This window comes from Micromonospora sp. NPDC004540 (genome assembly GCF_040610095.1).
Classification (GTDB): Bacteria; Actinomycetota; Actinomycetes; order Mycobacteriales; family Micromonosporaceae; genus Micromonospora.
This window is the reverse complement of record NZ_JBEXLR010000073.1, coordinates 13,356-32,339: the sequence shown is the minus strand read 5'-3', so window position 1 is coordinate 32,339 and position 18,984 is coordinate 13,356. Positions and strand designations below refer to the sequence as shown.

At 73.4% G+C, this 18,984-nt stretch carries 16 protein-coding genes and 1 pseudogene; 10 read left to right on the top strand and 7 right to left on the bottom strand.

Going from position 1 to position 18,984, the window contains the following annotated elements; translation table 11 throughout:
- Window positions 1-105: 105 nt before the first annotated feature.
- Both ABZV78_RS22290 and ABZV78_RS22285 read left to right on the top strand, forming a co-directional pair.
- A pseudogene (locus ABZV78_RS22290) lies at window positions 106-468 on the top strand (penicillin acylase family protein); the annotation flags it as partial.
- Window positions 465-1,022, top strand: a complete 558-nt coding sequence (locus ABZV78_RS22285; protein WP_355641358.1) for a GNAT family N-acetyltransferase — start codon at window positions 465-467, stop codon at window positions 1,020-1,022. The pseudogene ABZV78_RS22290 and the gene ABZV78_RS22285, both read left to right, overlap by 4 nt.
- A 54-nt stretch (window positions 1,023-1,076) precedes the next feature.
- Here the strand turns inward: ABZV78_RS22285 and ABZV78_RS22280 are convergent, their stop codons facing one another.
- Genes ABZV78_RS22280 through ABZV78_RS22265 form a run of 4 tightly spaced genes read right to left on the bottom strand, consistent with a single transcriptional unit; the run spans window position 1,077 to window position 4,990 of the window.
- The gene (locus ABZV78_RS22280) at window positions 1,077-2,021 is read right to left on the bottom strand and encodes an iron-siderophore ABC transporter substrate-binding protein (RefSeq protein ID WP_355641356.1); all 945 of its coding nucleotides are present in this window, start codon (window positions 2,019-2,021) and stop codon (window positions 1,077-1,079) included.
- Window positions 2,022-2,061: 40 nt separating this feature from the next.
- Window positions 2,062-2,895, bottom strand: a complete 834-nt coding sequence (locus tag ABZV78_RS22275) for an ABC transporter ATP-binding protein (RefSeq protein ID WP_355641362.1) — start codon at window positions 2,893-2,895, stop codon at window positions 2,062-2,064.
- Between the two features lie 5 nt (window positions 2,896-2,900).
- Window positions 2,901-3,947, bottom strand: a complete 1,047-nt coding sequence (locus ABZV78_RS22270; RefSeq protein WP_355641355.1) for an iron ABC transporter permease — start codon at window positions 3,945-3,947, stop codon at window positions 2,901-2,903.
- Complete coding sequence (locus ABZV78_RS22265) at window positions 3,944-4,990, bottom strand: iron ABC transporter permease (RefSeq protein WP_355641353.1); 1,047 nt, start codon at window positions 4,988-4,990, stop codon at window positions 3,944-3,946. The genes ABZV78_RS22270 and ABZV78_RS22265 overlap by 4 nt, the downstream gene beginning before the upstream one ends.
- A 123-nt stretch (window positions 4,991-5,113) precedes the next feature.
- On the opposite strand from ABZV78_RS22265, the gene ABZV78_RS22260 reads away from it, so the two are divergent.
- Window positions 5,114-6,046 (top strand): MerR family transcriptional regulator, encoded by a 933-nt coding sequence (locus ABZV78_RS22260; protein ID WP_355641351.1) that lies wholly within the window; start codon window positions 5,114-5,116, stop codon window positions 6,044-6,046.
- Window positions 6,047-6,050: 4 nt separating this feature from the next.
- Complete coding sequence (locus ABZV78_RS22255) at window positions 6,051-6,410, top strand: YciI family protein (RefSeq protein ID WP_355641349.1); 360 nt, start codon at window positions 6,051-6,053, stop codon at window positions 6,408-6,410.
- A gap of 13 nt (window positions 6,411-6,423) precedes the next feature.
- On the opposite strand, the gene ABZV78_RS22250 is transcribed toward ABZV78_RS22255, so the two are convergent.
- Both ABZV78_RS22250 and ABZV78_RS22245 read right to left on the bottom strand, forming a co-directional pair.
- A complete protein-coding gene (locus tag ABZV78_RS22250) occupies window positions 6,424-7,254 on the bottom strand; it encodes a phytanoyl-CoA dioxygenase family protein (protein ID WP_355641347.1) in 831 nt (276 codons plus the stop codon).
- Between the two features lie 87 nt (window positions 7,255-7,341).
- Entirely contained in the window at window positions 7,342-7,818 is a 477-nt protein-coding gene (locus tag ABZV78_RS22245; protein ID WP_355641345.1) for a cytidine deaminase, read from the bottom strand.
- 170 nt (window positions 7,819-7,988) lie between these two features.
- Here ABZV78_RS22245 and hrpA point away from each other — a divergent pair, with 170 nt between their 5' ends.
- Complete coding sequence (gene hrpA, locus ABZV78_RS22240) at window positions 7,989-11,984, top strand: ATP-dependent RNA helicase HrpA (protein WP_355641344.1); 3,996 nt, start codon at window positions 7,989-7,991, stop codon at window positions 11,982-11,984.
- Here the strand turns inward: hrpA and ABZV78_RS22235 are convergent.
- Window positions 11,981-12,916 carry a LysR family transcriptional regulator gene (locus ABZV78_RS22235; RefSeq protein ID WP_355641360.1) on the bottom strand — a complete coding sequence of 312 codons (936 nt, stop codon included), beginning with the start codon at window positions 12,914-12,916 and terminating at the stop codon, window positions 11,981-11,983. The genes hrpA and ABZV78_RS22235 overlap by 4 nt on opposite strands.
- A gap of 29 nt (window positions 12,917-12,945) precedes the next feature.
- Between ABZV78_RS22235 and ABZV78_RS22230 the strand changes: the two genes are divergently transcribed.
- From ABZV78_RS22230 to ABZV78_RS22210, 5 genes are all read left to right on the top strand, one after another.
- Window positions 12,946-13,677 carry a succinate dehydrogenase cytochrome b subunit gene (locus ABZV78_RS22230; protein WP_355641342.1) on the top strand — a complete coding sequence of 244 codons (732 nt, stop codon included), beginning with the start codon at window positions 12,946-12,948 and terminating at the stop codon, window positions 13,675-13,677.
- A 1-nt stretch (window position 13,678) separates the two neighbouring features.
- Window positions 13,679-15,613 carry a fumarate reductase/succinate dehydrogenase flavoprotein subunit gene (locus ABZV78_RS22225; protein WP_355641340.1) on the top strand — a complete coding sequence of 645 codons (1,935 nt, stop codon included), beginning with the start codon at window positions 13,679-13,681 and terminating at the stop codon, window positions 15,611-15,613.
- Window positions 15,610-16,371: a succinate dehydrogenase/fumarate reductase iron-sulfur subunit gene (locus ABZV78_RS22220; RefSeq protein WP_355641338.1), complete on the top strand. Its 762-nt coding sequence runs from the start codon at window positions 15,610-15,612 to the stop codon at window positions 16,369-16,371. The genes ABZV78_RS22225 and ABZV78_RS22220 overlap by 4 nt, the downstream gene beginning before the upstream one ends.
- Window positions 16,372-16,525: 154 nt before the next feature.
- Window positions 16,526-17,710, top strand: a complete 1,185-nt coding sequence (locus ABZV78_RS22215) for a zinc-dependent alcohol dehydrogenase (RefSeq protein ID WP_355641336.1) — start codon at window positions 16,526-16,528, stop codon at window positions 17,708-17,710.
- 123 nt (window positions 17,711-17,833) lie between these two features.
- Window positions 17,834-18,979: an MBL fold metallo-hydrolase gene (locus tag ABZV78_RS22210; RefSeq protein WP_355641334.1), complete on the top strand. Its 1,146-nt coding sequence runs from the start codon at window positions 17,834-17,836 to the stop codon at window positions 18,977-18,979.
- Window positions 18,980-18,984: the final 5 nt, after the last annotated feature.

Sequence of the window (18,984 nt, the reverse complement as noted above, 5' to 3'; positions counted from 1 at the left end):
CGGGGACGTCCACCCCGAGCCGGTCCGCTCCGGCGACCAGGCCGTCGAGGGCGTGCCCGAGCCGCGCGAGGGGGTCGGTCCACGGCGTGAACAGCCGAGGTGGCCGCGGCCGGCCCGGCCCCGGCGTGGGGCGCGCGGCACCGGCTGCACCCGGTGCATCTCACCGCGGCGCCCGAGGTCGACGCCGCCGTGGCCGCGATGGGCGACCGGGTGGCCCTCGGCGGCGACACCGACTGCGTGCTCGCCACCTCCAGCGTGCCCGGGGTCTCCGACGCCTGCTGGCGCGGCCCGGTGGCCCGCTACGTCTGGGATCTCACCGACCGCTCGCGCAGCCGCTGGGTGGTGCCGTTCGGCGCCGCCGGCCGGCCGGGCGACCCGCACTTCGACGACCAACTGCCGCGCTGGGCGGCCGGCGAGCTGATCCCGGTGCCCGACACCGACCTCACCCGAGAAGGAGACCCGTCATGACGTACCAGGAGAAGCTGCCGGACCTCGGCGAGCTGCGGCTCGTCCCGGTCGACCCGGCGGCGGACGCGGCCCTGCTGCACGGCTGGGTGACCCAGCCGTGGGCCCGGTTCTGGGGCATGGGCGGGCACACCGAGGCGGAGGTGCGGGAGGTCTACGCGTTCCTCGACGGCCTGGCCTCCCACCACGCCTACCTGATCATCCTGGACGGGACGCCGGTCGGCCTGTTCCAGACCTACCGGCCCGAGGCGGACCCGGTCGGCGAGCGCTACCCGGTCCGCACCGGCGACATCGGGATGCACCTGCTGCTCGCGCCGGGCCGGCAGCTTCCCGGCCTCACCTCGGCGGTCGGGCCCGCCCTGGCCCGCTTCCTCTTCACCGACCCCACCCGGCAGCGCATCGTCGTCGAGCCGGACGTGCGCAACGAGCGCGCGCTGCGCCGGCTGGAGCGGGAGGGCTTCACCTTCGACGCCGAGATCGACATGCCGGACAAGCGGGCCCAGCTCGCCTTCCTGACCCGCGACCGGTTCGAGGCCGACCACCCGGTCCCGGCCTGACGACGACAGCGCCCGCCCGGCACGGGGCCGGGCGGGCGCGGACGGTGCGGTGGCTCAGGCGGCCAGGTACTTCTCCAGGTCGTCCAGGATCTTGTTGGCGGCGCCGACGCCGATGCCGGTCATCCAGACCTCGTCGGAGACCACGTGCGCCTTGCCCGCCTTCACCGCGGACAGGCCCTGCCAGAGGCTGCCGGCGGTGACCTTCGTCTGCTCGGCGGCGGCCTTCTCGCCGTACGCGGTCACGAACACCACGTCGCCGTCGACCTCGTTGACCCGCTCGGGGCTGACCAGGTCGAAGCGCTTGTCCTCCTTGCCCTCCAGCAGCTGCCGCTCGGGGCGGCCCAGGCCGGTGTCACCGACCACGATGCCGGAGAACGAGTCCGGACCGTAGACCCGGATGTTGCCCGGGATGAAGCGCACGATGGAGACCTTCCGCGATGAGGCGTCGCCCAGCTTCGCGCCGAAGTCCTTGGCCCGCTTCTCATACGTGGCCAGCAGGTCCTTCGCCTGCTGCTCCTTGCCGAGGGCCTTGCCGTCGAGGAGGAAGTTCTCCTTCCAGGTGATGCCCACCTTCTCGGTGAAGACGGTCGGGGCGATGGCGGACAGCTCGTCGTAGAACTTCTCCTGGCGGAACTTGCTGCCGAGGATCAGGTCCGGCTTGAGCGCGTTGATCGCCTCCAGGTCGGGCTCGGTGAGCACCCCGACCTCCTTGATGCCGGCGAGCTTGTCCTCGCCGAAGTAGGTGGGCCAGCTCTTCGCCTCGCCGGCGGTGGCCGCGCCGACCGGGGTGACGCCCAGCGAGAGCGCGGTGTCGATCTTGTCGGTGTCGAGCACGACCACGCGCTTCGGCTCGGCGGGCACCTTGGTGGCGCCCATCGCGTGGGTGATCTCCCGGGTCTCCCCGGTGCTGGTGCCGGAGACGGGATCGCTCTCCCCACAGGCGGTGAGGCCCACGCCGAGGGCGAGGGCCGCGGTGAGAGCGGCGGCGAGACGACGCATCAAGAAGGTCCTTTCCAGACAGGTACGGGTCGGCGCGCGATCAGGCGTCGCCGACGGAGGCGCCGGCCGGAGCCGGCGTGGCGGCCGAGGTGGCCGAGGTGTGGGTGAGGGCGGGCACCACGAGCGGGGCGCCGGTGACCGGGCAGGGCACGACCACGCAGTCGAGCCCGAAGACGTCGCGGACCAGGTCGGCGGTGAGGATCTCGCGCGGCGGGCCGGCGGCGACCACCGCACCGCCGCGCATGGCGACCAGGTGGTCGGCGTACCGGGCGGCCTGGTTGAGGTCGTGCAGCACGGCGACCACGGTCCGGCCGCGCTCGGCGCGCAGCCGGTGCAGCAGGTCCAGCACCTCGACCTGGTGGGCCAGGTCGAGGAAGGTGGTCGGCTCGTCCAGCAGCAGCGCCTCGGTGTCCTGGGCCAGGGTCATGGCGATCCAGACCCGCTGCCGCTGCCCGCCGGAGAGGGTGTCCACCGGCCGGTCGGCGAGTTCGGCCACGTCGGCCATGGCCATGGCCGCCTCGACGGCCCGGCCGTCCTCCGTGGACCACTGCCGCCACCAGCGCTGGTAGGGCTGCCGGCCCCGGCCGACCAGGTCGGCCACGGTGATCCCCTCGGGCACCAGCGGGCTCTGCGGCAGCACGCCGAGCCGCCGGGCCACGTCGCGGGTGGGCAGGTCGCGGATCGCGGCGCCGTCGAGCAGCACCGCGCCCCGGCGCGGAGTGAGCAGCCGGGCCATGGTGCGCAGCAGGGTCGACTTGCCGCAGGCGTTCGGGCCGACGATCACGGTGAACGCGTCGGCGGGCAGGTCGAGGTCCAGCCCGTCCAGCACGGTCCGGGTCTCGTAGCCGACGACCAGGTCGCGGGTGGAGAGCATCGCGGTCACGACCGCCTCCCTCGGATGCGCAGCAGCAGGAAGATCAGGTACGGGCCGCCGATCGCCGCGGTGAGCACGCCGGCCGGGAGCTGGGTGGGGGCGAACAACCGGCGGCCGGCCAGGTCCGCGAGCACCAGCAGCAGCGCCCCGAGCAGGGCGGCACAGAGCAGCGGCGGCCGCTCCGCGCGGACCAGCCGGCGGGCCACCTGCGGGGCGACCAGCGCCACGAAGTCCACCGCGCCGACCTGGGCGGTGACCGTGGCGGCGGCCAGCACGCCGGTGGCGGCCAGGCCGACCCGCCGGGCCACCGGGCGCAGCCCGATCCCCCGGGCGGTGTCGTCGTCCAGGGCGGTGCTGCGCAGCGCCCAGCCGGCCCAGAGCAGCACGGGCAGCAGCGCGGCGAGGGTGCCGGCGATCCAGGCCGCCTCGGTCCAGCCCTTGCCGGCGAGGGTGCCGATCAGCCAGAGCTGGGCGCGCAGCCCGTCGATCGGGTCGGCCGCCAGCATGACCACCTCGGTCAGCGCCCGGAGCGCGAACGCCACCGCCACGCCGGCCAGCACGAACCGCTGCGCGGCCAGGCCGTGCCGCGCCCCGAGGGCGAAGACCAGGACGGCCGCCACCAGGCCGCCGAGCAGCGCGGCCGGCGCCACCAGGACCGCCGCCGCGCCACTGGTCAGGGCCACCGTGGCGGCCAGGCCGGCGCCCTGCGTGACGCCGATGACGTCGGGGCTGGCCAGGGGGTTGCGGGCCACGCTCTGGATCAGGGTGCCGGCCACGCCGAAGGCCGCCCCGGCCAGCGCCGCGAGCACCGCGCGGGGCAGTCGCAGGTCCAGCACCACGAGGTCGTACGGGGTGCCCGCGCCGGAGAGCGCGCGCAGCACGTCGGCCGGGGCCACGTACGGGGTGCCGAGCGAGAGGCTGAGCACCACGGCGGCGGCGAGCAGCAGGAAGAGCGTGACCGCGACCAGCACCGGGCGGCGGCGTACCGGCACGGCCAGCGGGCCGACCCGCAGCAGGGACCGCCCCGGCAGGGCGGTGGATGAGGTGGTCATGCGGTCACCACCTTGGCGCGGCGGACCAGGAAGGCGAGCAGCGGGGCGCCGACCAGCGCCGTGATGATGCCGGCCGGGACCTCGCCGGGCGGGGCGACGAGCCGGCCGATCACGTCGGCGCCGAGCACCAGCGCCGGCCCGAGCAGCGCGGCGACCAGCAGGGTCCACCGGTGGTCGGCGCCGACCAGGGCCCGGGCCAGGTGCGGCACGGCCAGCCCGACGAAGGCGATCGGCCCGGCGGCGGCCACCGCGGCGCCGGTGAGCAGCACCCCGCCCACACCGGCGGCGAGGCGGACCAGGGCGATCCGGTGGCCGAGGCCGCGGGCCACGTCGTCGCCGAGGGCGAGCGCGTCCAGGCCCCGGGCGGCCAGCGCCGCGAGGACGGTGCCGGCGAGGACGAACGGCAGCACCTGCCCGGCGACGCCGACGTCCCGGCCGGTCAGGCCGCCGACCACCCAGAACCGGTACTCCTCGAAGGTGCGGGCGTCGATGCTGAGCAGCGCGTACACGACGGCGCCGAGACCGGCGTCGAGGGCCGCGCCGACCAGCGCGAGGGTGACCGGGCTGGCGCCGTCGCGGGTGCGGTTGGCGACGGCGAAGACCAGCAGCCCGGCGAGGAGCGCGCCGGCGATGCCGAACCAGACGTACCCGGTGAGCGTGCTCACGCCGAAGACGGCGATGGCCAGCACCACCCCGAAGGACGCGCCGGCGCTGACCCCGAGGATGCGCGGCTCGGCGAGCGGGTTACGGGTGACGGCCTGGAAGAGCACCCCGGCCAGCGCCAGGGCGACCCCGACGACCAGCCCCAGGGCGGTCCGCGGCAGCCGCAGCTCGCGGACCACGGTGGTGGCCTCGCCGCCGTCCGGGGCGACCAGGGCGTGCCACACCTGGTCGACGGGGAGGTGGCGGCTGCCGAGCGCCAGGCTGGCCAGCAGCGCGACGATGAGCAGGAGCGCCGCCGCCAGGGTGACCGCGAGGCGGCGGGGCACGCCACGGCGGGTGGGGGTGCCGGCCCGGGCGGGCCGGACGGCGACGGTGGTCACGGGGGTGTTCGCCTCTCGGATTAGGTACGCCTTACCTTAACCGAGCTGGTTAGGCTGGCCTAACTCGGTGTCGTCGATACGCGGGTTGCGCCTCCACCAGGGGGAGGCGGCAGGGTGGGCGGCATGGACGGTGCGACGCACTACTCGATCGGCGACCTGGCCCGGCGGACCGGGTTGCCGGTGAAGACCATCCGCTTCTGGTCCGACCGCGGGATCGTGCCGCCGACCGACCGCGGCCCCACCGGTCACCGCCGCTACGGCGCGGAGGCGCCGGCCCGCGTGGAGCTGGTGCGGACGCTGCGCGAGCTGGGCGTCGACCTGCCCACGGTGCGCCGGGTGGTGGAGCGGGAGGTCACCCTGCCCGAGGTCGCCGCGGCGCACGCCGACGCCCTGGCCACCCAGATCCGGGTGCTGCGGCTGCGCCGAGCGGTGCTGACCGTGGTCGCCCGGCGCGGATCGGACGCCGCGCAGACCGAGCTGCTGCACCGGCTGGCCGGGCTCGCCGAGGCGGAGCGACGGCGGCTGGTCGACGAGTTCCTGGACAGCGCCTTCGCCGGACTGACCGAGCCGGGGTTCGCGGGGATCCGGCGGTCGCTCACTCCCGAACTGCCCGACGATCCCGCCGACGAGCAGGTCGAGGCGTGGGTGGAGCTGGCCGAGCTGGCCCTCGACCCGGACTTCCGGGCCGGCCTGCGCCGGCTCGCCGAGCAGCACGCGGCCGACCGGGCCGGCGCGCCGGGCGTCCGCCGGGACGCGGTCGCCGTGGTCCGGGAGGAGGCGGCCCCGGCGCTGGCCGCCGGCGTCGACCCGACCGCGCCCCGGGCCGACCCGGTCGTGGCCGCGGCCACGGGCCGGTACGCCCGGCTCTGCGGCCGCCCCGACGACGCCGACCTGCGCCGGCGGCTGCTGGACCGGCTGGAGGCCGCCAACGACCCGCGGCGGGAGCGGTACCTGGAGTTGCTCTCCGTGGTCAACGGCTGGCCGCCACCGGAGAGCCTGACCCCGGTGCTCGACTGGTCGATCCGGGCGCTGCGGGCCCGGCAGCCCCTACCCTGAGGGCATGCGATTCGACCAGCACACCGTGGTGCTCCTGGTCCGGCCGGACGACGCGCCCGACCTGCCCCAGGACGCGCTCGACCGGCTCCAGGACGCGCACCTGGCCCACCAGGCCGGGCTGGTGGAGCAGGGCGCCGTGCTCGCGGCCGGCCCCTTCCTCGGCGGTGACGACGAGCGGATCCGCGGCCTCGTCGTGCTGTCGGTCGATCCGCAGATGGCCCGCGAGCTCTACGCCAACGACCCCGCCGTCCGCGCCGGGCGGCTGGAAGCGCAGGTGCTGAGCTGGATGGTGCCGGAGGGCAACGTCCGTTTCGAGCAGGTGCCGGTGCCCCGCTCGATGCTCGAGGCGGCCGCGGGCGACTGACCGCCCGGCGCCCTCACTCCGCGCCCATCACCAGCCCCTCGATGGTGTGCTTCTGGCGGATCGGCACGAGGGTGTCGACCACGGGGCAGTGCAGGTGCGCCCGGACCTCGTCCGGCAGGGCCGCCCAGTAGTCCCGGGTGACCGCCATGTCGTGGTGGGCGGCGTTGCCGGCGCCCGGCGCGTCGACGCCGAGCACCAGCACGGGCCGGGCCAGCCGGCTGACGTTCGGCGTGCCCCGATGGATGGTGAGCGCGGACCGCGCCGAGATGTCGCCGCGCTGCGGATACTTGCGGACCGCGCGAGCCTCGTAGCGGGGGTGGCGGTCCGTCGGTGGGAACATCTCGTGGTCGAAGTCGCGGCCGTCGTCCCACTGGGTGCCCGGGGCGATCTCGAACGGTCCCATCTCCTCCACGGTGTCCACCGTGGTCAGGTTGAACGCCAGCGAGGTGAGCCGGCGCCGGAGGCGGGTCTCCTCGGGCATCGGGAAGTCCCGGTGCCACGGCTGCATCTTCGCGCCGGGGAACGGGATGTCGAACCCCAGCTCGACGATCTCGTAGTCGGGGCCGAGGACCGCGCGGCAGACCGACACCACCCATGGGTGGGTGACCAGGTCGACGAAGCCGCGCAGCTGCTCGGGGTGGATTTCGACGTACCACCGCTCGGGGCCGCGGCCGACCGCGCCGTCCGGCCGGGCCCGCGCCTCCCGGAACGCGGCGTCGATGTCCTCGTCGACCCGCGCGACCCAGTCGACTCCGAAGGCGCCACGGCAGGCGGTGATGCCGTCGCGGTAGAGGTCGCCGAGGGCCTCGATCGGGGTCTCGTCCTCGATCAGCTGCGATGTCATCGGGCCTCCTCGTCACGGGGACGGCCCGAGTATTACAACGTTGTAGAGGCGTCGCAAGAGCTGCCGAACCGCTCCCGTGGAGGGGCTTCAGTCCTCGGCGGCCTGGCGACTGCCCGGCACCACCGGCATCGGCCACACGCCGGTGCGCGGCGGCCCGGCGGGGACCTCCACCTGGTGGTCCGACCAGACGTACGTCTCCGGCAGCAGGTCGGTCACCGGGACCGCGCGCAGCGCGTCCGGCGGGCCGACGATCACCCGGATCGACGGGAAGTAGTCGAGCAGCACCTGGCGGCAGCGGCCGCACGGCGGGATGACGCCCCGGCCGCGGTCGCCCACCGCGACGATGGTCTCCAGGTCACCCGCGCCCTGGGTCGCGGCGGCGCCGATGGCCACCACCTCGGCGCACGGGCCGCCGGTGAAGTGGTAGACGTTCACGCCGGTGAAGACCCGGCCGTCGGTGGTCCGTGCGGCGGCGGCAACGGTGTGGTTCTCGCTGCGGCAGCGCAGCTTCGCCACGGCGGTGGCGGCCTGCACCAGCGCCCGGTCGGTGTCCCGCATGATCATCCCGTCCCCGTCGTCGACCTCGCCTCGGCGGAAACTCTAGCCCGGCCACCCGCCCCGACCTGGAAGGGCGCGCGGGCGCCGGCGGCCCAGGGAACGCCGCTGCGCGGACCGGCCTGCCGCCGGTAACCCGAGGGCGCTCCGCCGCGCGCCTGCCTATCCTTGGCGACGACATGCAGAATCCAGCCGCACCCGCCGTACCCGAGACCGCCCGCGACCTGCACCGCCGCCTTTCCGCCCTGATGTTCCGCGACCAGCGCCGGCTCCAGCGGCGGCTGGACGGGGTGCGGAAGCTGCGCGACCCGCAGCGGCGGGAGTCGGCGCTCACCGAGATCGCGGCCGAGGTGGCCCGGGCGGAGGCGCGGCTGGCCGCCCGGCGGGCCGCCGTGCCGACGATCACCTATCCGGCGCAGCTGCCGGTCAGCGAGCGCAAGGACGACATCGCCGCCGCCATCCGCGACCACCAGGTGGTGATCGTGGCCGGCGAGACCGGCTCCGGCAAGACCACCCAGCTGCCCAAGATCTGCCTGGAGCTGGGCCGCGGCGTCACCGGGCTGATCGGCCACACCCAGCCCCGCCGGCTCGCCGCCCGGACGGTGGCGGACCGGATCGCCGAGGAGCTCGGCACCGAGCTGGGCGACGTGGTCGGCTACAAGGTGCGCTTCACCGACCAGGTCGGCGAGAACAGCCTGGTGAAGCTGATGACCGACGGCATCCTGCTCGCCGAGTTGCAGACCGACCGGATGCTGCGCCAGTACGACACGTTGATCATCGACGAGGCGCACGAGCGCAGCCTCAACATCGACTTCATCCTCGGCTACCTCCGGCAGCTTCTCCCCCGCCGTCCCGACCTCAAGGTGGTCATCACCTCGGCGACCATCGAGACCGACCGGTTCGCCAAGCACTTCGCCGACGCCGAGGGCAACCCGGCGCCGGTCGTCGAGGTGTCCGGGCGGACCTACCCGGTGGAGGTGCGCTACCGGCCGCTGGTCGAGGTCACCGAGGCCGAGGAGGAGGACGAGGCCGACGAGGAGAACGTCCGGGACCAGATCCAGGCCATCGGCGACGCGGTCGAGGAACTGGCCGCCGAGGGGCCGGGCGACATCCTGGTCTTCCTCAGCGGCGAGCGGGAGATCCGGGACACCGCCGACGCGCTCGGCAAGCTGGTGCAGAAGAAGCGGTCGCTGCTCGGCACCGAGATCCTTCCGCTCTACGCCCGGCTCTCCACGGCCGAGCAGCACCGGGTCTTCGCCCCGCACGCCGGGCGCCGGGTGGTGCTCGCCACCAACGTCGCGGAGACCTCGCTGACCGTCCCCGGCATCAAGTACGTGGTGGACCCCGGCACCGCCCGGATCTCCCGCTACTCCAGCCGACTCAAGGTGCAGCGGCTGCCGATCGAGCCGGTCTCCCAGGCCTCGGCCAACCAGCGCAAGGGACGCTGCGGGCGGACCTCGGACGGCATCTGCATCCGCCTCTACGACGAGCAGGACTTCGAGAACCGGCCCGAGTTCACCGACCCGGAGATCCTGCGCACCAACCTGGCCTCGGTCATCCTCCAGATGACCTCGATCGGGCTGGGCGACATCGCCGCGTTCCCGTTCATCGACCCGCCGGACCGGCGCAACGTCACCGACGGCGTGAACCTGCTGCACGAACTGGGCGCGCTCGACCCGGCCGAGACCGACCCGGCGAAGCGGCTCACCCCGCTCGGCCGGCGGCTGGCCCAGCTCCCGGTCGACCCGCGGCTGGCCCGGATGGTGCTGGAGGGCGAGCGCAACGGCTGCGCCACCGAGGTGATCGTGATCGCGGCCGCGCTCTCCATCCAGGACCCACGCGAGCGGCCCGCCGACAAGCAGGCCCAGGCCGACCAGGCGCACGCCCGGTTCGCCGACAAGGAGTCGGACTTCGTCGCGTACCTGAACCTGTGGCGCTACCTGCGCGAGCAGCAGCGGGAGCTGTCCTCCAGCGCGTTCCGGCGGATGTGCAAGGCGGAGTACCTGAACTACCTGCGGGTGCGCGAGTGGCAGGACATCGTCAGCCAGCTCCGCCAGGTGCTGCGTACCTCGGACAAGGGTGACGGCCGGCGCGGGGCCGGCGCCGACCTGCCGGAGGAGATCGACACCCCGAAGGTGCACCAGTCCCTGCTGCCCGGCCTGCTCTCCCACCTGGGCCTCAAGGACGCGCAGAAGCACGAGTACCTGGGGGCGCGTGGGGCGAAGTTCGCGATCTTCCCGGGCTCGGCGCTGTTCCGGAAGCCGCCGCGCTGGGTGATGGCCGCCGAGCTGGTGGAGACCTCCCGGCTCTGGGGCCGGGTGGCCGGCCGGGTCGAGCCCGAGTGGGTCGAGCCGCTCGCCCAGCACCTGGTGAAGCGCAGCTACAGCGAGCCGCACTGGGAGAAGAAGCAGGCCGCCGTGATGGCCTACGAGAAGGTCACCCTGTACGGCATCCCGATCGTCACCTCCCGCAAGGTCAATTTCGGCCGGATCGACCCGGCGCTGAGCCGCGAGCTGTTCATCCGGCACGCCCTGGTCGAGGGCGACTGGCAGACCCATCACCAGTTCTGGAAGGACAACCAGCGGCTGCTGGCCGAGGTGGAGGAGCTGGAGAACCGGGCCCGGCGGCGGGACATCCTGGTCGACGACGAGACGATCTACCACTTCTACGACCAGCGGATCCCCGCCGACGTGGTCTCCGGCCGGCACTTCGACACCTGGTGGAAGAAGACCCGCCGGGAACAGCCGGACCTGCTCACCTTCACCCGCGAGCTGCTGATCAACTCCGGTCGCGGCGGGGTGGACGAGACCGACTACCCGGACGAGTGGCGGGCCGACGGGGTCGCCTTGCCGCTCACCTACACCTTCGACCCGGGCACCCCCACCGACGGCGTCACCGTGGACATCCCGCTGCCGCTGCTCAACCAGGTGCCCGCGGAGAGCTTCGACTGGCAGGTGCCCGGCCTGCGCGAGGAACTGGTGATCGCGCTGATCCGGTCGCTGCCCAAGGCGATCCGGCGCAACTTCGTCCCGGTGCCCGACTACGCCCGGGCGGCGCTCGCGCAGCTCCCGGCAGCCGAGGAGCCGCTGCTCGACGCGCTCACCCGGCAGCTGCGCCGGATGACCGGGGTGACCGTCCCACCGGACGCCTGGGACCTCGGCAAGCTGCCGCCGCACCTGCGGGTCACCTTCCGGGTGCTCGGCGACGACGACAAGCCGGTCGCCGAGGGCAAGGACCTGCCGGCCCTGCAACGCGAGCTGCGCCAGGAGGTACGCCAGGTCGTCGCCGCCGCCGCGCCGGACGTGGCCCGGACCGGGCTGACCGGGTGGGACATCGGCACCCTGCCGCGCACCATCGAGCAGGTCCGCGCCGGCTACGCGGTGACCGCGTACCCCGCCCTGGTCGACGAGGGCACGACCGTCGGGGTGAAGGTGTTCGACTCCCCCGCCGAGCAGGAGGCCGCGCACTGGGCCGGCACCCGGCGGCTGCTCCGGCTCACCGTGCCGTCCCCGGCGAAGTTCCTCCAGGGGCGGCTCAGCAACGAGGCGAAGCTGGCGCTGTCCCGCAACCCGCACGGCGGGGTGCCGGCGCTCATCGAGGACGCGGCCGGCGCGGCCATCGACAAGCTCATGGCGGACGCGGGCGGCCCGGCCTGGGACGCCGAGGGCTTCACGGCGCTGCGGGACCGGGTCCGCGCCGACCTGGTGGACACCGTGGTCGAGGTGATGGGCCGGGTCCGGCAGGTGCTGGCCGCCGCGTACGCCGTCGAACAGCGGCTCGGCGCCACCCGCAACCTGGCCGTGGTGGCCGCCCTGGCCGACATCCGGGCCCAGCTCGGCGGCCTGGTGCACAAGGGCTTCATCACCGAGGCCGGGTACGCCCGCCTGTCCGACCTGCTGCGCTACCTGACCGCCATCGAGCGCCGGCTGGACCGGCTGCCCGGCAACCCGCAGCGGGACAAGCAGCAGCAGGACCGGATCGCCGTGGTGCAGAAGGAGTACCAGGACATGCTCGCCGCGCTGCCGCCGTCGAAGCGGCAGTCCACGGCGGTCCGGCAGATCCGCTGGATGATCGAGGAGCTGCGGGTGAACGTCTTCGCCCAGGCGCTCGGCACCCCGTACCCGGTCTCCGAGCAGCGCATCTACCGCGCCATGGACGACGCCGAGGGCCGCTAGAGGGGTTCGACCCCGGCGGGGAGTTGGTCGGCGGCGGTGGCGTCGTGGACGTACTCCAGCAGGATGCGGCGCAGCTCGCGGCCCGCGTGGGTGGGCACGACGTCGCGGCGGCGGGCCACCGCGATGGTCCGGCGCACGCCGGGCGGGGCGAGTCGGGTGACCCGGATGCCCGGCCGGCGGGTGACCGCGATGCCGGGCACCAGGGCCGCGCCGAGCCCGGCCTCGACGAAGCTGAGCACGGCGTCCAGCTCCCCGCCGTCCACCGAGAGGGTCGGCTCGAAGCCGGCCTCCCGGCACGCCTGGAGGGTGGCGTCGCGCAGGTCGTAGCCCTGGCGGAACATCACCAGGGGCTGGTCGCGCAGGTCGGTGATGCGCACCTCGCCCCGCTCGGAGGCGGCCGGCAGCGGATCGACCGACGCGACCACCAGGCTCTCCCGCAGGATCGGGTCGGCGCGCAGCCCCGGGTCGGTGCCGGTCGAGGGCATGATGATCAGCGCCAGGTCGAGGTCGCCGCGCAGCAGGTCACGGACCAGGTCCTGCGAGCCGCCCTCCTCGACGCGCAGGTCGACGGTGGGATGGGCGTCGCGGAATCGGCGCAGCACCGGGGGCGCCAGTGAGGTGGCCAGGCTGGGCGTGGCGCCGAGCCGGACCCGGCCCCGGCGCAGCCCGACCAGCTCCTGCACCTCGCGGGTGGCGGTGTCCACATCGGCGAGGATCCGCTTGGCCAGCGGCAGCAGCACCTCGCCCGCCGCCGTGAGGGCGATGTTGCCCCTTACCCGCTCGAACAGCGGGGCCCCCAGGTCGGTCTCCAGCGCGTGAATTTGCTTACTCAGGGAGGGCTGCGTGATGCCCACCAGGTCGGCAGCTTGGGTGAAATGTCGTACTTCTGCGACCGCGACGAAGTACCGGAGCTGATGGAGCTGCATCTGTATAGCCTATGGCTATCAAGACTGCGAAGTCGATGCATTGGACGCCTGATCGAACTACTCCTAGCGTCGGTCTCGTGGTAATCACGAAAACTCGGTCGCCCATCCGCTCGAATGTCGGCCTCAAGGCCGTCATGGCGGTGACGGGCATCATCCTGGTGCTGTTCCTGGTCGTGCACATGCTCGGCAACCTGAAGATCTTCACGGGCGAGGCCTCGTTCGACCACTACGCGCACTGGCTGCGCGAGCTCGGGACGCCGCTGCTGCCGTCGACCTGGTACCTGTGGATCCAGCGCACCGTGCTCACCGTGGCCGTGCTGGCGCACATCGTCTCGGCCACCGTGCTCGCGACCCGCGCCCGGGCCGCCCGCCCGGTGCAGTACGCGCACCGCCGGAAGATCCACGTGAACTATGCGGCCCGCACGATGCGCTGGGGTGGTGTGATCATCCTGCTCTTCGTGATCTACCACATCCTGGACCTGACCACCGGTCACCTGAACCCGCAGGGTGACGCCGCCAACCCGTACGGCAACGTGGTCCAGGACTTCGCCGCGGACCGCTGGTACGTCACGCTCTTCTACACGCTGGCGATCGTCACGCTCGGCTTCCACCTGCGGCACGGCGCCTTCAGCGCGTTCCGCAGCCTCGGGCAGCAGACCCCGAAGGGCGAGCGCCGGGCGCGCGCCGCGGCCCTGGTCTTCGCCGTCGCGCTCTGCGTCGGCTACCTGGTGGTCCCGTTCGCCGTACTCACCGGATTGGTGGCCTGACATGGATCTCTACACCTCCGGCGACCCGATCGCCGACACCAGGGCCCCGGACGGCCCCATCGAGACCCGCTGGGAGCGCCACCGGTTCGAGATGAAGCTGGTCAACCCGGCCAACCGGCGGAAGCTCACCGTCATCGTGGTCGGCACCGGCCTGGCCGGCGGCTCCGCCGCAGCGACGCTTGCCGAGCAGGGCTACCGGGTGAAGTCCTACTGCTACCAGGACAGCCCGCGCCGGGCCCACTCGATCGCCGCGCAGGGCGGCATCAACGCCGCGAAGAACTACCGCAACGACGGCGACTCGGTGCACCGGCTCTTCTACGACACCGTCAAGGGCGGCGACTTCCGCTCCCGGGAGTCGAACGTGCACCGGCTGGCCGAGGTCTCGGTCAACATCATCGACCAGTGCGTCGCCCAGGGCGTCCCGTTCGCCCGCGAGTACGGCGGCCTGCTCGACACCCGCTCGTTCGGCGGCGCGCAGGTGCAGCGCACCTTCTACGCCCGGGGCCAGACGGGCCAGCAGCTGCTGCTCGGCGCGTACCAGGCGCTGGAGCGGCAGATCGGCCTGGGCAACGTGGAGATGAACTCCCGGCACGAGATGCTCGAGCTGGTGATCGTCGACGGCCGGGCCCGCGGCATCGTGGTGCGCGACCTGGTGACCGGCGAGATCAGCACCGAGATGGCCGACGCGGTCGTGCTCGCCTCCGGCGGCTACGGCAACGTCTTCTACCTCTCCACCAACGCCAAGGGCTGCAACGTCACCGCCTCCTGGCGGGCGCACCGCAAGGGCGCGTACTTCGCCAACCCCTGCTACACCCAGATCCACCCGACCTGCATCCCGGTCTCCGGCGACCACCAGTCGAAGCTGACCCTGATGAGCGAGTCGCTGCGCAACGACGGCCGGGTGTGGGTGCCCAAGGCCAAGGGCGACGACCGCAGCCCGCGGGACATCCCCGAGGACGAGCGGGACTACTACCTGGAGCGGATCTACCCCTCCTTCGGCAACCTGGTGCCCCGGGACATCGCGTCCCGCGCCGCGAAGAACGTCTGCGACGAGGGGCGCGGCGTCGGCCCCGGCGGGCTCGGCGTCTACCTCGACTTCGCCGACGCGATCAACCGGCTCGGCCGCAAGGCCATCGAGGCGAAGTACGGCAACCTCTTCGAGATGTACGAGCGGATCACCGGCGAGGACCCATACCAGGTCCCGATGCGGATCTACCCCGCCGTGCACTACACGATGGGCGGCCTCTGGGTCGACTACGACCTCCAGTCCAGCATCCCGGGTCTGTTCGTGATCGGCGAGGCGAACTTCTCCGACCACGGCGCGAACCGGCTCGGCGCCTCGGCGCTCATGCAGGGCCTGGCCGACGGCTACTTCGTGCTGCCGAACACCATCGCGAACTACCTGGCTTCCGGCCCGCTGGAGAAGGTCGACGCCAGCCACCCCGAGGCGGTGGCGGCACGGACCGAGGTCGAGGACCGGCTCCAGCGGCTGCTGGCGGTCAACGGCGACCGGACCGTGGACTCGTTCCACCGGGAGCTGGGCCAGATCATGTGGGAGCACTGCGGCATGGAGCGCTCCGAGGCCGGGCTGCGCAAGGCGATCGACGAGATCCGGACGCTGCGCGACGAGTTCTGGCAGCGGGTCCGCGTCCCGGGCGACGGCGAGGGGCTCAACCAGTCGCTGGAGAAGGCCGGCCGGGTGGCCGACTTCTTCGAGCTGGCCGAGCTCATGTGCATCGACGCCCTGCACCGCGAGGAGTCCTGCGGCGGCCACTTCCGGGCCGAGCACCAGACCCCCGACGGTGAGGCGCAGCGCGACGACGACCGGTTCTCCTACGTGGCGGCCTGGGAGTACACCGGCACCGGTCAGCCCGTGCTGCACAAGGAAGACCTGACCTTCGAATACGTCCACCCCACGCAGCGGAGCTACAAGTGAACCTGACCCTGCGCATCTGGCGCCAGCAGGGCCCTGAGGACAAGGGTCAGATGGTGACCTACCAGGTGCAGGACGTGTCCCCGGACATGTCCTTCCTGGAGATGCTCGACGTGCTCAACGAGCGGCTCATCCTCGACGGCGACGAGCCGGTGGCGTTCGACCACGACTGCCGCGAGGGCATCTGCGGCATGTGCAGCCTCATGATCAACGGTGAGGCGCACGGCCCGCAGCGCGGCACCACCGCCTGCCAGCTGCACATGCGGCAGTTCTCCGACGGCGACACGATCGACATCGAGCCGTGGCGGGCCCGGGCCTTCCCGGTCGTCAAGGACCTGGTGGTCGACCGGAACGCCTTCGACAAGATCATCGCGGCCGGCGGCTACGTCACCGCCCCGACCGGCAGCGCCCCGGAGGCACACTCCACGCCGGTTGCCAAGGCCAACGCGGACGCGGCCTTCGAGTCCGCCGCCTGCATCGGCTGCGGCGCCTGCGTGGCGGCCTGCCCGAACGGCTCCGGCATGCTGTTCACCGCCGCCAAGATCACCCAGCTCTCGCTGCTGCCGCAGGGCCAGCCCGAGCGGTACACCCGGGTGATCGGCATGGTGGACGCGCACGACGAGGCCGGCTTCGGCGGCTGCACCAACGTCGGCGAGTGCGCGGCGGCCTGCCCGAAGGGCATCCCGCTGAACACCATCGGCCGGCTCAACCGGGACTACCTCAAGGCGACGTCCAAGCGCGCCGGCACCCCGGGCTCCTGAGCCCCGGCCGTCGCGCCACCCCGACCGCCGCGCCCCGCACCAGGGGCGCGGCGGTCGGCCTTTTCCCTGGGTGCGCGAGGCGCCCGCCGCCGGTTCAAGCCCTCCCCCACGGGTAGCAGTCCGATGGACGGCACCGAAGAGGGGACATTCAGGCATGAAGGCACTGACCTGGCAAGGCAAGCGTGACGTCCGCGTCGAGGACGTGCCGGACCCCCGGATCGAGGAGCCGACCGACGCCGTCATCCGGATCACCTCGACCGCGATCTGCGGCTCCGACCTGCACCTGTACGAGGTGCTCGGACCGTACCTGAAGCCCGGCGACGTCCTGGGGCACGAGCCGATGGGCATCGTCGAGGAGGTCGGCGCGGGCGTGACCCGGCTCAAGCCCGGCGACCGCGTGGTCGTCCCGTTCAACATCGCGTGCGGCTCCTGCTGGATGTGCGACCGCCAGCTCTACGCCCAGTGCGAGACCACCCAGGTGACCAGCGAGGGCAAGGGCGCCGCGCTGTTCGGCTACACCTCGCTCTACGGCTCCGTCCCCGGCGGGCAGGCCGAGTACCTGCGGGTGCCGCAGGCCCAGTTCGGCCCGATCAAGATCCCGGAGACCGGTCCCGACGAGCGCTGGCTCTACCTCTCCGACATCCTGCCCACCGCCTGGCAGGCGGTGAAGTACGCGGACACTCCGCCCGGCGGCACCCTGGCCGTGTTCGGCCTCGGCCCGGTCGGGCAGTTCAGCGCCCGGATCGGGCGGCACCTCGGCGCGGGCCGGGTGATCGGGCTGGACCTGGTGCCGGAGCGGCTGGAGATGGCGCGCCGGCACGGCATCGAGGTGCTCGACGTCAGCGAGCTGGACGACGTGCCCGGGGCGCTGGTCGACCTGGTCGACGGGCGCGGCCCGGACGCGGTGATCGACGCGGTCGGCATGGAGGCCCACGGCGCGCCGCTGGGCAAGGTCGCCCAGGCCGCCGCCGGGTTGCTGCCGGACAAGCTGGCCCAGTCCATGACCGACAGGGCCGGCGTGGACCGGCTCGAGGTGCTGCACGCCGCGCTCAAGGCGGTCCGGCGCGGCGGCACCGTCTCGATCTCCGGCGTGTACGGCGGCGAGCAGGACCCGATGCCGCTCATGGAGATGTTCGACCGGGGCGTCCAGCTGCGCATGGGGCAGTGCCACGTGAAGCGCTGGATCGACGAGGTCCTGCCGCTGCTCGCCGGCGACGACGACCCGCTCGGCGTCGAGGACCTGCGGACCCACCGGCTGCCGCTGGCGCGGGCGCCGCAGGCGTACGAGATGTTCCAGAAGAAGCAGGACGGCTGCGTCAAGGTCGTGCTCGAACCGTGAGCCGGACGGCTCGGCGCTGCCGCGCCGGTTGCGCTGAGCGGCGCCGACGGGTGCGTCGTCGCTCGCGCGAGGTGGCGGGCGGATGGCTACCGTGTACTGCGGGACACGGCGGAGGGACGGAACATGCGGCAACCGGACGAGCGGGCACTGGACCGGGCAGTCGGCGGGCGGCTGTGGCGGATGGCGGGGCTGGGGGCGCTGGCCGGGCTGGCCTGGGCGGCGCGGGACGTGCCCGCCCAGCTCGGCGGCCGGCTCACCGGGGCCCGCGCGGAGCGGGCGGCCCGCTCGCCGCGCTTCCGGGACGGCACGTTCCACAACCCGTCGGGCACCCGCAGCACCATGGTCGCCGACCCGGGCCGCAACCTCGTCAAGGAGCTGATCTTCGGCAAGCAGAAGCGGCGGCCGGACAGCGCCGTGCCGCTGCTGCGCCCCGCCGACCCGGCGCCGGCCGATCCGGCCCGTGAGCTGGGCATCGTCTGGTACGGGCACGCCTCCACGCTGGTCGAGATCGAGGGGCACCGGGTGCTGCTCGACCCGGTCTGGAGCGACCGCTGCTCCCCGTCCTCGCTGGTCGGCCCGCTTCGCATCCACGAGCCGCCGGTCCGCCTCGACGAGCTGCCCCGGCTCGACGCCATCCTGATCTCGCACGACCACTACGACCACCTGGACATGGCGACCGTACGCGGGCTGCTCGAACACCAGTCCGCGCCGTTCCTGGTGCCGCTCGGCGTCGGCGCCCACCTGGACCGCTGGGGCGTGCCGGAGGACCGGATCATCGAGCTGGACTGGTCGGAGAGCCACCGGATCGGCGGGCTGACCATCACGGCCACCGCCGCCCAGCACTTCTCCGGGCGCGGGCTGCGCCGCGACGGCACGCTCTGGAGCTCCTGGGTGGTGGCCGGGGCGCAGCGGAAGGTCTTCTACACCGGCGACTCCGGCTACTTCGACGGCTACGCCGAGATCGGCGCCGAGCACGGCCCGTTCGACGTCACGCTCATGCAGATCGGCGCGTACGACCGGGCCTGGCCGACCATCCACATGTTCCCCGAGGAGGCGGTCGCCGCCCACCTCGACCTGCGCGGCGGGCTGTTCGTCCCGGTGCACTGGGCCACCTTCAACCTGGCCCTGCACGACTGGTCGGAGCCGGTGGACCGGCTCTGGGCCGAGGCGAAGGCCCGCGACGTGCGGCTGGCCGTGCCGCGCCCCGGCGAGCGGGTGGTGGTGGACGAGCCGCCGGCCGTGGACGGCTGGTGGCAGGCCGTGGCCTGACCCCG

Coding starts and splice junctions, on each gene's coding strand:
- ABZV78_RS22285 (WP_355641358.1), top strand. CDS start 465: ATGACGTACCAGGAGAAGCTGCCGGACCTCGGCGAGCTGCGGCTCGTC.
- ABZV78_RS22280 (WP_355641356.1), bottom strand. CDS start 2,021: ATGCGTCGTCTCGCCGCCGCTCTCACCGCGGCCCTCGCCCTCGGCGTG.
- ABZV78_RS22275 (WP_355641362.1), bottom strand. CDS start 2,895: ATGCTCTCCACCCGCGACCTGGTCGTCGGCTACGAGACCCGGACCGTG.
- ABZV78_RS22270 (WP_355641355.1), bottom strand. CDS start 3,947: ATGACCACCTCATCCACCGCCCTGCCGGGGCGGTCCCTGCTGCGGGTC.
- ABZV78_RS22260 (WP_355641351.1), top strand. CDS start 5,114: ATGGACGGTGCGACGCACTACTCGATCGGCGACCTGGCCCGGCGGACC.
- ABZV78_RS22255 (WP_355641349.1), top strand. CDS start 6,051: ATGCGATTCGACCAGCACACCGTGGTGCTCCTGGTCCGGCCGGACGAC.
- ABZV78_RS22250 (WP_355641347.1), bottom strand. CDS start 7,254: ATGACATCGCAGCTGATCGAGGACGAGACCCCGATCGAGGCCCTCGGC.
- ABZV78_RS22245 (WP_355641345.1), bottom strand. CDS start 7,818: ATGATCATGCGGGACACCGACCGGGCGCTGGTGCAGGCCGCCACCGCC.
- hrpA (WP_355641344.1), top strand. CDS start 7,989: ATGCAGAATCCAGCCGCACCCGCCGTACCCGAGACCGCCCGCGACCTG.
- ABZV78_RS22230 (WP_355641342.1), top strand. CDS start 12,946: ATGCATTGGACGCCTGATCGAACTACTCCTAGCGTCGGTCTCGTGGTA.
- ABZV78_RS22225 (WP_355641340.1), top strand. CDS start 13,679: ATGGATCTCTACACCTCCGGCGACCCGATCGCCGACACCAGGGCCCCG.
- ABZV78_RS22215 (WP_355641336.1), top strand. CDS start 16,526: ATGAAGGCACTGACCTGGCAAGGCAAGCGTGACGTCCGCGTCGAGGAC.
- ABZV78_RS22210 (WP_355641334.1), top strand. CDS start 17,834: ATGCGGCAACCGGACGAGCGGGCACTGGACCGGGCAGTCGGCGGGCGG.